The following is a 14,909-nucleotide window of genomic DNA, read 5'->3' on the forward strand; positions in this document are numbered from 1 at the left end:
GCAAAATCCTTTTCTCATAGGTCGGGCGTCGTCGGCGACGCCGGAACGGCGCGGGCTTCGTGGTCCGCGCACCCAGGGTTCATTGCGCCCAGTCGGGGCGGCTGCGTTCGAAGAAGGCGGCAAGACCGTGCTGGCCCTCGCTGGAGGTGCGCAGGCGGGCGATCAGCTGCAGGTTGCAACCCTGCTCGTCGAGCAGGTGGTCGCGGCCTGCCAGGCGCGCCAGCATCTGCTTGATCTCGCGACTGGCCTGGGGGCCGGTCTGCAGCAGGGTGGCCAGCCAGCGGTCGCGGGCCTGCTCCAGCTCGGCGGCGGGCACCAGGCGGTGGACCAGCTGCAGGCGCAGCGCATCCTCGGTGCCGAACACCTCGGCCGAGAGCATGTAGCGCCGTGCCTGGCGCACGCCCATGGCGCGCACCACGTAGGGGCTGATCAAGGCCGGGGCCAGGCCCAGGCGCGCCTCGCTGAAGCAGAAGCGCGCATCCTCGGCGGCCAGCACGTGGTCGGCGCAGCACAGCAGGCCCAGGGCCCCGCCGAACACCGCGCCGCGGGCCAGCATCAACACCGGCACCGGGAAGTCGTCCAGGCGCTGCAGGACGTTGGCCAGCAGGCTGGCGTCCTCCAGGTTGCGCGCATGGTCGAAGTCGCGGCTGCGGCGCATCCACTCCAGGTCCGCCCCGGTGCACAGGTGCTCGCCGGCGCCGTCGAGCACCAGGGCGCGCAGCCCCGGGTGCTCGGCGAGGGCCTGCAGCTGCTCGTGCAAGGCCCCGAGCAGGGCCTCGTCGAGGGCGTTGCCGGCATGCGGACGGTTCAGGGTCAGGCAGGCGACCGCGGGTTGCGGCCAGCTCAGCAGCACGTCGCTCATGGTCGTCAGCTCGCCATCTTCAGGGACAGGGCGGTGCTCTCGTACTGACGGCGATAGCCCTCGCAACCGCCGTAGCGGAACGCGCCGCCGGTGACGTACGGGGTGCTGTAGTCGGCCACGGCCGGGTGGTTGTCGCCGTAGAACCAGCTGCTGTACTGCTCATGGCCCAGGCGGGTGCGGCTGGCCAGCATGCGCGCATGCGCCTTGCGCCGCGAATGGGCCTGGTAGCCCGGCACCACGGTGGCGCTGAAGAACTCGCCGACGCTGCCCGAGCCGTAGCTGAACAGGCCGATGTTGCGCCCGGTCAGGTCCTCGTCGCTGTTGTCCAGCAGCGACAGCAGGGCGATGTACAGCGAGGCGGTGTAGCAGTTGCCGATGGCCTTGCCGTACAGCTGGCTGGTGGAATAGGCCTTCTCGCCCAGGGCCTTGGCTGCTTCAGGCTCGATCGCCTCGAACACCGAGAAGGCTTTCTTCGCCATCTTGGTGAACGGCTGGTGGAAGCACAGGAAGCTCATGTCTTCCAGGCCCAGGCCGCCGTCGGCGCGGTAGCTCTGCCAGGCGTTGCGCAGCGACTCCAGGTAGACCTCGATCGACAGCTTGCCGTCGACCAGCGCGGTGCTGCGCAGGTTCGGCCGCCAGAAGTCCGAGACGTCCAGGCTGTAGCGGCCCTGGTGCGGGTGCAGTTCCAGCAGGCGCGGGTTTTCGGCCACGATCATGGCCACGGCGCCGGCGCCCTGGGTGCATTCGCCTTCGGAGTTCTGCTCGTAGCGGGCGATGTCGGTCGCGATCACCAGCACCTTCTCGTGAGGGCGCTGGGCGACCAGCGCACGGGCCATCTGCAAGCCGGCGGTGGCGCCGTAGCAGGCCTGCTTGAACTCCACCACGCGGCAGTCGGCACGCAGGCCGAGCAGGCTGTGGACGAACAGGCCGGCGGCCTTGGACTGGTCGATGCCGCTCTCGGTGGCGAGGATCACCGTGGCGATCGAGGCGCGGGTGGCGTCATCGAGCAGCGGCAGGGTGGCGTTGGCCGCCAGGGTCACGATGTCTTCGTCCGGGGCCGGCACGGCCATGAACTCCTGGCCGATGCCGACCAGGTATTTCTGCGGATCGATACCATGCCGTTCGGCAAGTTCTTCCAGTGCGAAAAAGTGTTGCGGTACAGACAGCCCAATATCATCAATGCCGATTTTCATGTGTATGCCCAATTATTTTTCACTGTTGAAAAAATCCCAAAATACACAACCGGTCTTGTTGTTCCGGTGCCAGGCCCTGCTGGCCATTTAATTATTGCGGCTGAAGCTTTTGGCAAAAAAAGCGAATAATTCCGATGGGATTGATGACGCCAGTTCATGGTTTTTTGAGGGTGGAAAGTTCGGCGTTTATTTATCGCGCGCAGGCGTGCGCCCCGTGATTCCACGAGGCTTGTGCAAAGGGGTGATGAGCGGATTGTCGAACAATTGGGCAATTAAAATTTTCAATTGTTTTAATATGAAAATTTTATGGCGGTGTTATCGCCTGATTGACCTGTTGTTTTGGCTATATATTTATGCCGTATCGCTTGTGCATATCTGCATGGTCGGGACTTCCTTGTCCATTATTCATCCATTAGTGCCGGGCACCGTGAGGGAGGTTGTTGTCGCATGAACCGCGCCGGGCGAATAGTGACAAAAAGTGCGCGCATCGCGGCATGGTCTTCATGTGTCGGGCACAGCTGTGGTACAACGCCGCAGGACACAGGATTCGTCGCCCGGCTTTCGGGTACACAAGGAGGTAGTGGTGTTTTCCAAGATCAGTCTCGATCAGTGGCGCGCGTTCGTCTGCACGGTCGAGTGCGGCGGTTTCCAGCAGGCCGGCGAGCACATGTACAAGTCGCAGTCGGCCATCAGCCACTCGGTCAACCGCATGGAAATGCTCCTGGGCCAGGAGCTGTTCATCATCGAAGGCCGCAAGGCCGTGCTCACCTCCCTGGGCAAGGCCCTGCTGCCCCAGGCCAAGCACCTGCTGGGGGCGGCGCAGAAGCTCGAGCACCTGGCCAACCAGTACCAGCCCGGGCTGTTCACCGAGCAGGCGCTGGCGGTGGATGTGCTGTTCCCCATCGAATTGCTGCAGCAGGCGTTGCAGGAGTTTGCCCTGGAGTACAAGGATCACCGTATCCGCCTGTACGAAACGGCGTTGTCCGGGGCCCGCGAGCTGCTCGAAGACGGCAAGGTCGAGCTGGGTATCGCCAGCAGCCTGCCTTCCGGCTACCTGCAGGAGTTCCTGCTCAATGTCTCGCTGGTCTGCGTGGTGGGGGCCAGCCACCCGCTGAGCGAGGCGCAGGGGGAGTTGAGCCTGGACGACATGAAGAACCACCGGCAGGTGGTGATCCGCGATTCCGGCACGCGCAATTCGCAGAACAGTGGCTGGCTGGGGACCTCGCAGCGCTGGACGGTGAGCAGCCTGGCGGCGGCCGAGAGCTTCGTCGAACGGGGGATGGGCTTTGCCTGGTTGCCGGAGCATCGGGTGCAGCAGGGGTTGGCGCAAGGGCGGCTGGTGCGGGTCAACCTGCAGCATCAGCGGGAGCGGGAGGTGCCGATGTACATGGGGTATCCCGAGGAGTACCGGCACAGTCCCGAGGTGCGGTTGCTGGCGCAGATATTGCGGGAGCGGTGTCGGGAGTATCGGCCGGGGTGATTGTTGGGGCGGTAGCCGGGGCTGCTGCGCAGCCCTTTCGCGGCACAAGGCCGCTTTCATGAAGCAAAATACAATTCTTTGATTTAACTGGGGCAGCGTGGGAGCGGGCTTGCCCCGCGATGCGGTGTTTGGCACCGGCTTCGCCGGTGATCGCGGGGCAAGCCCGCTCCCACGCTGGTACTTTGCGCCCTAAGCGGCAGCCCCCCAGCCATCTCGAAGACTGTCAGATCTTTCCGAACCTGAAACCAAATGCTTCAGCCAGCAAAGCTTGGGATCTACCCTACGCGCTTGCCGGAAGCCGCCGCGTTGTCGGGGAAATACCCCGCAGATAACTTCACTGGGTCGCCACACCAGGTGACCGGGCGTGAGAACCCGAGGCGTAAAGTATCGGCAATCCAGTTATGGCAGCCGTGCCCGGGCAGACTTCGGTCTGGCCGAGTTTTTCTTGCGCCTCGGTTTCTCACCCCGTGCACGGCTGCCACCATTTGTTTCTCGCTCCAAAGTGCTGTCGTGGGAGCGGGCTTGCCCCGCGATTCGGGCGCTGCCAGGTCAATGCTTCATGGTTGCCGTACGCGGGCAGACTTTGGTCTGGCCGGCTTCAGTGCGTCGGTTTCTCACCCCGCGTACGGCGGCCACCTACTTCGTGTGAAAGATCGAACTGGGCAGTGCTCCCAGTCAACCCCGCAGATCACTCGGCAGGAAGTCCCGCTCCGGCTCGTAATCCAGCTTCAGATACCCCGCCAATTCGCGCAGGTCATCCGGGCTCAGGCTGCCGGCCTGTTGCTTGAGCCGCAGGCTGTCGACGATGTAGGCATAGCGCGAGACGTTGTAGTCGCGCACCGCGTTGTACAGGTCGCGCTGCGCATCGAGGATATCGACGATGTTGCGGCTGCCCACCTCATACCCCGCCTCGGTCGCCCGCAAGGAGCCCTGGCTGGAGATGATGCTCTGGCGCCGCGCGCGCACCTGCTCGACATCACTGACCACCGCGCGGAAGGCGTTGCGCGAACCTTCCAGCACCTCGCGCTCGAGGCTGGTGCGACCGTACTCGGTGCGCGCCAGCTCATGGGTGGCCTGGCGCACCCGCGCGCTGGTGCCGCCGCCGCTGAACAGCGGCAGCTTCATCTGCACCATCACCGAGCTGTCGCGCTGGTTGCCGGGGCGCTGGCCGAAGTGCGCGCTGGAGTCCATCAGGTCGCTGTCGCCCTCGGCGTAGCCCATGGCCAGGTTGAAGGTCGGCAGGTGATCGGCCTTGCTGCTGCGCAGGGTCTGGCCGGCCTGGCTGACGGCGGCCTGGCTGGCGCGCAGGCGCAGGTTCTGCGCCATGGCCTGCTCGACCCAGGCGTCGGCGCGCTCGGGCACCGGCGCCTGCACCGGCAGGCTGTGGCGGATCCCGGCCAATGCCGGTTGCGCCTGGCCGGTCAGGCGCATCAGCGCCTGGTAGGCGTCTTCGCTGCGGCGCTGGCTGTCGATCAGGTTGGCGCTGGCGCGGTCGAAGCTGGCCTGGGCCGAGAGCATGTCGTTCTGGTCGGACAGGCCGGCGTCATAGCTCAGCCGGGTCTGCTGCAACTGGCGGTCGAAGGCGCGCAGCTCGGCCTTGGCGGTGGCCAGGTTGTCCTCGGCCAGCAGGGTGTCGAAGTAGCTGCTGGCGGTGTCGAGGATCAGCTGTTGCTGGAACGCCGAGAAGTCCAGTTCGGCCTGTTCGTTCTCGGACTGCGCGGCCTTGAAGTCGAACCAGCGGCTGAGGTCGAACAACGGCTGGTCGAGGCTCAGGCGGTACAGGCTGCCGCTGCGCTGCTCGACCTGGCGGCGGTCGCTGCGCACGTCGCCGGCCTCGGCATCCAGGGCCACCTGCGGCAGCAGGCGGGCGCGGGCCAGGGGCACGGCCTCGCGGCGGGCCAGGTAGTTCTCGCGGGCGGCGGCCATGTCGCTGTTGTGCTCAACCACCTGGGCGTACACCGACATCAGCGTCGCACGCTCGGCGGCAACGGCCTGGGCCAGGGGCGCCAGGAGCAGCAGGGGCAGAAGGGTCTTACGTAGCATGTCGTTTCTCTTAATTCGGGCCGGCCGCTCCCAGGGGCAGCCGATCACGGCTGCCACAGGGGAGGGCGGGCGAAGGGGTCAGGCCGGCTGGGTGTAGGCGGCCAGTTCCTGCAGGCGTGGGTCTTCGCTGGCGCGGTGGTCCTTGGCCAGCAGCGAGTACACGGTGGGCAGGATGAACAGGGTGAACAGCGTGCCGACCAGCATGCCGATGACGATCACCAGGCCCAGGCTGAAGCGGCTGTGGGCACCGGCGCCGCTGGCCAGCAGCAGCGGGACCAGGCCCACCACCATGGCCGCGGTGGTCATCAGGATCGGCCGCAGGCGAATCTGCGCGGCGCGTTCGATGGCCGTGCGGCGGTCGAGCTGGTCGGCCTGCTGCAGTTCGTTGGCGAACTCGACCATGAGGATGCCGTGCTTGCTGATCAGGCCGACCAGGGTCACCAGGCCGATCTGCGTGTAGATGTTCACCGTGGCGTAGCCCAGGTACAGCGGGATCAGCGCGCCGCACACCGACATCGGCACGCTGACCAGGATCACCAGCGGGTCGCGCAGGCTTTCGAACTGCGCCGCCAGCACCAGGTAGATGACCAGGATGGCGAAGATGAACGTCACCACCAGGGCGCTGCCTTCCTGGACGAACTGGCGCGCATCGGACAGCCAGTCATGGCTGAAGCCGGTGGGCAGGGCATTGGCCTGGGCGGCGAGGAACTGCACCGCGTCGCCGATGCTCACGCCCGGTGCCGGCACCGCCTGCAGGGTGGCGGAGTTGAGCTGGTTGAACTGGGTCAGCTTGTTGGGCTCGATCGACATGTCGAAGCTGACCAGGGTCGACAGCGGCACCTGGGCGCCGTTGGCGGCCTTGACGTACTGGCCGACCAACATTTCCGCCGACAGGCGCTGGGCCCGTGCCACCTGCGGGATCACATCGTAGGAACGGCCGTCGAGGGCGAAGCGGTTGACGTAGTTCTCGCCTACCAGCACCGCCAGGGCGTCGCCGATGGCCTGCATGCTGATGCCCAGGTCGTTGGCCTTGCTGCGGTCGATGTTGATGTTGACCAGCGGGCTGTTGAAGTCCAGGTCGGAGTCGACCACGGCGAACAGGCCGCTGGCCATGGCCGCTTGCTTGATCTTGTCCATGGCGTCGAACACCACGCGGTGGTCCTGGGAGCTCTGGATCACCATCTGCACCGGCAGGCCGCCGGTGGAGCCGGGCAGCGGCGGTAGCTGGAAGGCGAAGATGGCCACGCCCTCGATCTCGCCGACGGCTTTCTGGATCTCGGCCTGCAGTTGGTCGGCGCTGCGCTGGCGCTTTTCCCAGGTGCTCAGGTTGGCGCCGCCGAACGCGGTGCGCGGGCCGTCGTTGCCGTTGACCACCCAGGTGATGTCGGTTTCCGGGAAGGTGGCGAACAGGCGGTCCATGCGGTGCGCGTACATCTCGGTGTAGTCGATGTTGGCGTACTGCGGCGCCTTGGCCACTGCCAGCACCTGGGCCTGGTCCTCGACCGGCGCCAGTTCGCGCTGGGCGCCGAGGTAGAGGATCGGCAGGCTGACGAAGACTCCTGCGGCAATCGCCAGGGTCAGCCAGCGGTGGTGCAGGGAGACGTCCAGCACACGCCCGTAGCCCTTGCCCAGCCACTGGAAAAAGCGCTCGGCGCCACGGGCCATCGGTCCTTCGCTGGCCTGGCGGTTGAGCAGGAAGGCGCTCATCACCGGCGACAGGGTCAGCGCCACCACGCCGGACACCACCACGGCGCCGGCGAGGGTGAAGGCGAACTCCTTGAACAGCGCGCCGGTCAGCCCGCCCATCAGGCCGATGGGTGCGTACACCGCGGCCAGGGTCAGGGTCATGGCGATCACGGGGCCTGCGATCTCGCGGGCACCGACCAGCGCCGCCTGCAAGGGCGACTTGCCTTCCTCGATATGGCGGTGGACGTTCTCCACCACGACGATGGCGTCGTCCACCACCAGGCCGATGGCCAGGACCATCGACAGCAAGGTCAGCAGGTTGATACTGAAACCGAACAGACTCATGATCGCCGCCGCGCCGATCAGCGACAGCGGGATGGTCACCAGCGGGATCAGCACGCTGCGCAGCGAGCCGAGGAACAGGAAGATCACCACGGCGACGATCACCACGGCCTCGATCAGGGTCTTGACCACCTCGTCGATGGACGCCTGGATGAAGCGCGCCACCTCGAACACGATGTTGGCGGTCATGCCCGGCGGCATGGTCTCGCGGATCTGCGGCATCATCTCCTGCACCGCGCCGACGATGGTCAGCGGGTTGCCGGCGGGGGTGGCGTGCAGGCCGATGAACACCGCCGGCTCGCCGTCCATGATGCCGCTGGTGTCGTAGGAGGTGGCGCCGAGCTCGGCGGTGCCGATGTCGCTCAGGCGGATCAGCGTGTCGCCGTCGCGGCGCACCACCATCTGGCGGAACTGGTCGACGCTGGTCAGGTCGGTGTTGATGTTGATGTTGGCCGAGACATACTGGCCCTTGGTCTGCCCGGGGGCGGCCTGGAAGTTGTTCTGGCGGATGGCCTCGGCCACGTCGCTGGCCGACAGGTTGCGCGCGGCCATGCGCGCCGGGTCCAGCCACAGGCGCATGGCCAGTTTCTGGCCGCCGAGGATCTGCGCCTCGGCGACGCCGTCGATGGCCGCCACGCGTGGCTGCACCACCCGCGAGATGTAGTCGGTGATCGCCGGCAGGCCGATGTCCTTGCTCGAGAAGCCGATGTAGATCACCGCCGTGCCTTCACCGGAGGACTTGGCCACCACCGAGTCGTAGGCGCCTTCGGGCAGGCGGTACTTGACCTGGTTGACGGCGGCCATGATCTCGGTGAGGGCCTTGTTGGAGTCGGCGTTGAGCTTCAGGCGCACGCTGATGACGCTCTTGCCCTGGGTCGAGGTCGAGCTCAGGTAGTCGACACCGTCGACCGAGGCCACGGCTTGCGAGATGGGTTGGGTGACGAAGCCCTGCATCAGCTGCGAGCGGGCGCCGGGGTATTCGGTGGTGATGGTGATGGTCGCGCTTTCCAGCTGCGGGTACTGGCGGATCGGCAGGTTCAGCAGCGCCAGCAGGCCAAGCATGACGATCATCGCGCAGACCACCAGGGTCAGTACCGGGCGGCGGATGAACAGGTCGGTGAATTTCATGGTGCTACAGGTCCTTTTCAGTGGCACGCAAACCCATTACTGCTGGGCCAGGTCCGGCTTGCGCGTGGTGCTGGCGGCCAGGGTGTCGTCGGTGACCCGCACCGGCATGCCATTGCTCAGGCGGATCTGCCCGGACACCACCACGCGGTCGCCCGGTGTCAGCGCGTCGAGCACCACTACACGGTCGTCGCGGCGGGCGCCGAGCTTGACGAACACCTGCTCCACGCGCAGCGCGCCGTCCTTCTCGCGCAGCACGTACAGCGAGTTGCCGTAGGCGCTGTAGCTGATCGCCGTTTCCGGCACGCTGAGCACGTCGGCGTGGCTCGGCAGCTCGATGCTGACGTTGGCGAACATGCCCGGCTTGAGTTGCTGGCCGGGGTTGTCGAGGGTCGCTTGCACCTGCATGGAGCGGGCACCCGGATCGATCTGCGGCTCCAGGGTGGTGACCGCGGCGACAAAGCGCTGCTGCGGCCAGGCGTCGACCTTGAGGGTGATGGCCTGGCCGGCCTGCAGGGCGGCGGCGGACTGCTCGGGCAGCGGGAAGTTGACATGCAGGCGCGACAGCTCGGTGAGGGTCACCAGGCTGTCGCCGGGGCTGACGTACTGGCCGAGGTTGACCTTGCGGATGCCCAGCACGCCGGCAAACGGGGCGCGGATGGTCTTCTGCGCGATCTGCGCCTGGACCTGGGCGATCTCGCCAAGCAGTTGGTCGTAGTTGGCCTGGGCCTGATCCAGCTGGGCCTGGGTGGAGGCCAGCGGCAGCACCTTGCGCGTGCGCTCCAGGGCCAGCTTGGCGTTCTTGGCCTGGGCCTGCAGCTTGGCCAGCTCGCCGCGCTCGGGCGCGTCGTTGAGCTTGACCAGCACTTGGCCGGCGGCCACGGCCTTGCCGGCGGTGAACTCCAGCGCGGTGATGCGCCCGCCGACTTCCGGCGAGACATTGACCTGGTGCACCGCCTCCAGGGTGCCGACGGCGCTGAGCACCTGCGGCATGGGGCCGGACTGCACCCGGGCGACCGCCACCGGGGTGGCGTTGGCCTGGGCGGCGGGGGCGTCGTTGGCCATCACCGCCGGGGCGGGCAGCAGGGCCATGGCCAGTAGCGACAGCGAGGTGCCGGCGGCGATCCAGTAGCGATTGTTCATTGTGCGGCTCCTTGTGCCTGGTTCTGGTTGGCACGGACCTGGATGAAGGTCTGGCGCAGTTGCTCGAGGCTCAGGGCGCCGGGGACCAGGTAGCGGCCATCGATCACCAGGCTGGGTACCGAGCTGATGCCCAGGCGGCGGCCCAGGGCCAGCTCTTCGTCGAGCATTTGCGGGGCCTGTTGGTCGAATGCCGTGGCGAAGGCCTGCGGGTCGAAGCCGGCCTCGGTGGCGACCGCCAGCACGGTGGCGCGGTCGCCAATGTTGCGGGCCTGCACCAGGTGGGCTTCCTGCAGGCGGTCGAACATACGCTCGTGGCCTTCGTTGCCGCCCAGCGCCTTGGCGGTCTGGCAGGCGAGGCCGGCGAGCAGGCCGGTGGGGTATTCGAAGTCCTGCTGGCGCATGGCTTCGATGTTGATGCGCTTGACGTCCTCGGCGCGCGAGCACGACAGCCAGTGGCTGAGGATGGTTTCCTTGGCCTTGGGCATCGAGCCGAAGCGCTCGACCATCGCCTCGCGGCTGGTCTGCAGGATGAAGCTGCGGTGCTGGATGTCCAGGTTGAGTTCGTCCTGCAGCTGCTTGAGGCGCGGGGCGAGGACGAAGCACCAGCCGCAGACGACATCGTGGAAGAATTCGACTTTCAGGGGTGACATGGCAGTGATCCGGTTTCAGGGAGGGATGGCCGCACTATCCACAGCGCCCCGGCAAGAAAAAAGCGACAAAAGTGCCGCAAACCCTCTCATCCCCTTCATCGATGGCCGCCCGGCCCGGCCGCGAGCAGGTAGAATGGCGCTTTTGCCTGACCGTAGCCGACATGAGCCCAGCCATCGCCACCCTTGAGCAGCACCTGCTCGCCGCCCTCGATCCCGCCCCCCTGGAGACCCGCCGCCTGTTCCATGGCCGTGGCCGTTGCTGGCCGGGGCTCGAGCAGATCACCGTCGACTGGCTCGATGGCGTGCTGCTGGTGGCGCTGTTCCGCGAGCCGCCCGAGGGCCAGCTGGCAGAGCTTGAAGCCATGCTGATGGCGCTGGCCGAACGCCCGCAGTGGACCGGCCAGGCCATCCTGCTGCAGCACCGCTACCTGCCGGACAGCCCCGGCCAGTGGTTGTGGGGCGCGCCGTGCCAGCAGCGCGAGGTGGTCGAGGATGGCCTGAAGTACCTGCTCGACCTGGGCGTGCGCCAGAACAACGGCCTGTTTCTCGACATGCGCTATGGCCGACGCTGGGTGCGCGAGCAGGCGGCCGGCAAGCGCGTGCTCAACCTGTTCGCCTACACCTGCGGTTTTTCGGTGGCGGCGATCGCCGGCGGCGCCGAGCAGGTGGTCAACCTGGACATGGCCAAGTCGGCGCTGTCCCGGGGCCGCGATAACCACCGGCTCAACGGCCATGACGCTTCGCGGGTCGCGTACCTGGGGCATGAGCTGTTCAAGTCATGGGGCAAGGTGCGCAAGTACGGGCCCTACGACCTGATCATCATCGACCCGCCGACCTTCCAGCGTGGCAGCTTCGTGCTGACTCAGGACTACGCCAAGATCCTTCGGCGTTTGCCGGAGTTGTTGACTGAAGGCGGCACGGTGCTGGCCTGCGTCAACGACCCGGGGATCGGACCGCAGTTTCTCATCGAGGGGATGGCCGAGCAGGCGCCGGGGCTGGCGTTCGTCGAGCGGCTGGAGAATCCGCCGGAGTTTCCGGATGCGGATCCGGAGGGTGGCCTCAAAGCCCTGGTGTTCTGCCAGCAGACCTGAGGCAGGACTCCTGTAGGAGCGGGCTTGTCCCGCGATGGCGTCAGACCAGGCAACATCATTGCTTGGGCTGACGCCATCGCGGGACAAGCCCGCTCCTACAGGGGGCGTTGGTTACTTGTTCGTATAGATCTGATCGAACACGCCACCATCATTGAAGTGGGTCTTCTGCACGGTGCGCCAGTCGCCGAAGGTCTTCTCCACCGACAGGAAGTCGACTTTCGGGAAGCGGTCGGTGTACTTGGCCAGTACGGTTGCGTCACGCGGGCGCAGGTAGTTGTTCGCGGCGATCTCCTGAGCCTCTGGCGACCACAGGTACTTCAGGTATTCCTCGGCCACGGCCTGGGTGCCTTTCTTGGCCACCACCTTGTCCACCACGCTCACCGGCGGCTCGGCCTCGGCCGACACGCTCGGGTAGATCACCTCGAACTGGTCGCGACCGAACTCGCGGGCGATCATCTCGGCCTCGTTCTCGAAGGTCACCAGCACATCGCCGATCTGGTTGGTCATGAAGGTGGTGGTGGCGGCGCGGCCCCCGGTGTCCAGCACCGGCGCCTGCTTGAACAGCTTGCCGACGAAGTCGCGGGCCTTGGTTTCATCACCGCCCTGCTTGAGCACGTAGCCCCAGGCCGAGAGATAGGTGTAGCGGCCGTTACCCGAGGTCTTGGGGTTGGGCACGATCACCTGCACGCCATCCTTGAGCAGGTCCGGCCAGTCCTTAAGCGCCTTGGGGTTGCCCTTGCGCACGATGAACACGGTGGCCGAGGTGAACGGCGCGCTGTTGTTCGGCAGGCGGCTCACCCAGTTGTCCGGCACCAGCTTGCCGTTGTCGGCCAGGGCGTTGATGTCGGTGGCCATGTTCATGGTGATCACGTCGGCCGGCAGGCCATCGATCACCGCGCGCGCCTGCTTGCTCGAGCCGCCGAAGGACATCTGCAGGTTGACCTTCTCGTTGTGCTCTTTCTCCCAGTGCTTCTGGAACGCCGGGTTGTAGTCCTTGTAGAAGTCGCGCATCACGTCGTAGGAGACGTTGAGCAGGGTCGGGGCGGCCTGGGCGAGGTTGCCCAGGGTCAGGCCCGCGGCGAGCAGCGAGGCGCTGAAGAGTTTTTTCACTGGGGCATTCCTTGTTCTGGTTCAAAGGGTTGGCGATATGCCAGCGACTATAGCGGGTGGCTTTGCGTGGGTTAAAGAACAAAACGGTCTTTGGTTATGTCGTTGTCAGTGCCGGCCTCTTCGCGGGTAAACCCGCTCCCACAGGTACTGAGCAGCCCTTGAACACTGCGAAACCCCTGTGGGAGCGGGTTTACCCGCGAAAGGGCCAGCACAGTCAGCCTCACTGCTTGGGAAACAACGCATTGCCACACCGCGAACAGAACGCCGCGCCATGCTCGTGGTGGTGCTTGGCGCAGGTCGGGCAGTCATGCTGCAACTGCTCGCCGCGCAGGGCATTGGCCAGCTCGGCGGTGAAAATGCCGGTGGGCACGGCAATGATCGAGTAACCGGTGATCATCACCAGCGACGACAGCACCTGCCCCAGCGGCGTCTTCGGCACGATATCGCCGAAACCCACCGTGGTCAGGGTGACGATGGCCCAGTAGATGCCCTTGGGAATGCTGGTAAAGCCGTGCTCCGGTCCTTCGATCACGTACATCAGCGTGCCAAACACCGTGACCAGGGTCGACACGCTGACCAGGAACACGATGATCTTCTGCTTGCTGCCCTGCAGCGCCGCCAGCAGGTAGTGGGCCTGCTTCAGGTAGGGGCTGAGCTTGAGCACGCGGAAGATCCGCAGCATGCGGATCACCCGGATCATCAGCAGGTACTGGGCGTCGCTGTAGTACAGGGCGATGATCCCGGGCACGATCGCCAGCAGGTCGACCAGCCCGTAGAAGCTGAAGGCATAGCGCAGCGGCTTGGGCGAGCAGTACAGGCGGGTGATGTATTCGGCGAGGAAGATCGCCGTGAAGCCCCACTCGATACCGGCCAGCAGCCCGGCGTAGTTCTGGTGAACATCGTCGATGCTGTCGAGGATCACCGTGACCAGGCTGGCGAGGATGATCAGCAGGAGGATCTTGTCGAAGCGTCTTCCAGCGACCGTGTCGGTCTGGAAGACGATGACGTAGAGCCGCTCGCGCAGGCTCGAAGGGTTGTCCATGGGCGCGTTCCATTGTGCGAATGGGCAGAGCCTAGGGGCTGTGTTTCAGCTGTGCAAGCGAGGCGCGTTACGGCGCTGGTTGACCTGGGCCAGGTGGTTGCCCAGGTGCATCAGCCAGCAGGCGGTGACGAACGGCGCGGTCAGCCCGGCGATCGGCAGCAGGTTGAACAGAGGTTGCAGCACCAGGGCGCAGGCGATGGCGAGCAAGGTCACCCAAGGCTTCTCACCCTGGCGGCTGAAGGCCAGCGCGGCCAGTGCCGCATTGAAACCGTACAGCCCCAGCCAGGCCCCCTGTGCCTCGCCCGCCAGCAACGCGACACCGCCACCGATGGCCGAGCCGATGATTGCCCAGGTGGCGGCATAGGGGTTGGCGAAGTACATGCCGATGACGATCAGCAGGCCGGCCATGGGCTTGTCGAGCAGGAAGATCTGCCCCACGCCGCATAGCAGGGCATACACCGGATCGGCCTCGACATAGCCGTTGGCCGACGGCTCGGCCAGCAGCAGGGTGGCCCAGCCCAGCAGCACGAAGGGTGCCGTATAGGCCACCAGCAGCTTGCCGCCGCGCTTGCGCCACTGGTGGGTGAGCATGCTCGACAGGCCGCCGGCGGCGATGATCAGTGGCGGCAGGATCGCCGACCAGGGCAGCACGGCGCTGATCAGGATGCCGATCAGCACGCCGTTGTAGCAGTACAGCCCGGCCTGGCGGTCGGCGCGGTCGTAGCCGCGGCGCTGGGCGGTGAGCAGGCCGGCGAGGGCGCCGAGCAGGGCGCCGCCGACCAGGTTCGGCGCGGTCAGCAGGATGGCCAGCAGGCAGCACAGGCCGCACAGGGGATTGCGCAGCAGCAGTACCTGGCTGAAGCCGTTGAGCAGGGCCGTGGCCCAGTCGGGGCACGGGTTGACGAAATTCTTGGTGTACATGGGCAGTCGGTAAGGTGGGTGGGGGAGCGGTGGGCCTCTTTGGGCCTCGGTTTTCCGCGGGTTCGGTGCATCGGGAGGGCTTTGCCCTCCTTTCGCGGCACAAGGCCGCTCCTACAAGGGATTGCGGTCTCCTGTAGGAGCGGCCTTGAACTGGTCAAGTAATTTTGGACACCGGTTAAGGTTTATGCCGCTGCCTTGAGCTTTTCCTCCATGGCTACTGG

General features: G+C 66.0%; 13 protein-coding genes. 4 read left to right on the top strand and 9 right to left on the bottom strand.

What is annotated here, in order from left to right; translation table 11 throughout:
* Positions 1 to 79: 79 nt before the first annotated feature.
* Complete coding sequence (locus LU671_RS19155; RefSeq protein WP_110739294.1) at positions 80 to 862, bottom strand: enoyl-CoA hydratase-related protein; 783 nt, start codon at positions 860 to 862, stop codon at positions 80 to 82.
* Positions 863 to 867: 5 nt separating this feature from the next.
* Positions 868 to 2,055, bottom strand: coding sequence for a hydroxymethylglutaryl-CoA synthase (locus LU671_RS19160; protein WP_232856563.1), 1,188 nt, complete (start codon positions 2,053 to 2,055; stop codon positions 868 to 870).
* Between LU671_RS19160 and LU671_RS19165 the strand changes: the two genes are divergently transcribed.
* The 3 genes from LU671_RS19165 (at position 1,978) to LU671_RS19175 (ending at position 3,535) form a co-directional block, all read left to right on the top strand.
* A complete protein-coding gene (locus LU671_RS19165; RefSeq protein WP_232856572.1) occupies positions 1,978 to 2,184 on the top strand; it encodes a hypothetical protein in 207 nt (68 codons plus the stop codon). The genes LU671_RS19160 and LU671_RS19165 overlap by 78 nt on opposite strands.
* A complete protein-coding gene (locus LU671_RS19170) occupies positions 2,150 to 2,506 on the top strand; it encodes a hypothetical protein (protein ID WP_232856564.1) in 357 nt (118 codons plus the stop codon). The genes LU671_RS19165 and LU671_RS19170 overlap by 35 nt, the downstream gene beginning before the upstream one ends.
* A gap of 132 nt (positions 2,507 to 2,638) precedes the next feature.
* Complete coding sequence (locus LU671_RS19175; protein ID WP_203651719.1) at positions 2,639 to 3,535, top strand: LysR family transcriptional regulator; 897 nt, start codon at positions 2,639 to 2,641, stop codon at positions 3,533 to 3,535.
* A 675-nt stretch (positions 3,536 to 4,210) separates the two neighbouring features.
* Here the strand turns inward: LU671_RS19175 and LU671_RS19180 are convergent.
* From LU671_RS19180 to LU671_RS19195, 4 genes are all read right to left on the bottom strand, one after another.
* Positions 4,211 to 5,578 carry a TolC family outer membrane protein gene (locus LU671_RS19180; protein WP_232856565.1) on the bottom strand — a complete coding sequence of 456 codons (1,368 nt, stop codon included), beginning with the start codon at positions 5,576 to 5,578 and terminating at the stop codon, positions 4,211 to 4,213.
* Between the two features lie 78 nt (positions 5,579 to 5,656).
* Positions 5,657 to 8,734, bottom strand: a complete 3,078-nt coding sequence (locus LU671_RS19185) for a MexW/MexI family multidrug efflux RND transporter permease subunit (RefSeq protein WP_186732917.1) — start codon at positions 8,732 to 8,734, stop codon at positions 5,657 to 5,659.
* Between the two features lie 36 nt (positions 8,735 to 8,770).
* Positions 8,771 to 9,874: an efflux RND transporter periplasmic adaptor subunit gene (locus tag LU671_RS19190; protein WP_232856566.1), complete on the bottom strand. Its 1,104-nt coding sequence runs from the start codon at positions 9,872 to 9,874 to the stop codon at positions 8,771 to 8,773.
* Entirely contained in the window at positions 9,871 to 10,524 is a 654-nt protein-coding gene (locus LU671_RS19195) for a DsbA family oxidoreductase (protein WP_203651723.1), read from the bottom strand. The genes LU671_RS19190 and LU671_RS19195 overlap by 4 nt, the downstream gene beginning before the upstream one ends.
* A 161-nt stretch (positions 10,525 to 10,685) precedes the next feature.
* Here LU671_RS19195 and LU671_RS19200 point away from each other — a divergent pair, with 161 nt between their 5' ends.
* Positions 10,686 to 11,615, top strand: a complete 930-nt coding sequence (locus LU671_RS19200; RefSeq protein ID WP_232856567.1) for a class I SAM-dependent methyltransferase — start codon at positions 10,686 to 10,688, stop codon at positions 11,613 to 11,615.
* A 111-nt stretch (positions 11,616 to 11,726) separates the two neighbouring features.
* On the opposite strand, the gene LU671_RS19205 is transcribed toward LU671_RS19200, so the two are convergent.
* The 3 genes from LU671_RS19205 to LU671_RS19215 form a co-directional block, all read right to left on the bottom strand.
* Positions 11,727 to 12,725, bottom strand: coding sequence for a sulfate ABC transporter substrate-binding protein (locus LU671_RS19205; RefSeq protein WP_232856568.1), 999 nt, complete (start codon positions 12,723 to 12,725; stop codon positions 11,727 to 11,729).
* A gap of 220 nt (positions 12,726 to 12,945) precedes the next feature.
* Positions 12,946 to 13,767 carry an ion transporter gene (locus tag LU671_RS19210; RefSeq protein ID WP_203651729.1) on the bottom strand — a complete coding sequence of 274 codons (822 nt, stop codon included), beginning with the start codon at positions 13,765 to 13,767 and terminating at the stop codon, positions 12,946 to 12,948.
* Positions 13,768 to 13,812: 45 nt separating this feature from the next.
* On the bottom strand, positions 13,813 to 14,688 hold the full coding sequence (locus tag LU671_RS19215; RefSeq protein WP_232856569.1) for an urea transporter: 876 nt from the start codon (positions 14,686 to 14,688) through the stop codon (positions 13,813 to 13,815).
* Positions 14,689 to 14,909: the final 221 nt, after the last annotated feature.

The organism is Pseudomonas sp. NMI760_13 (genome assembly GCF_021283245.1).
Taxonomy (GTDB): domain Bacteria; phylum Pseudomonadota; class Gammaproteobacteria; order Pseudomonadales; family Pseudomonadaceae; genus Aquipseudomonas; species Aquipseudomonas peradeniyensis.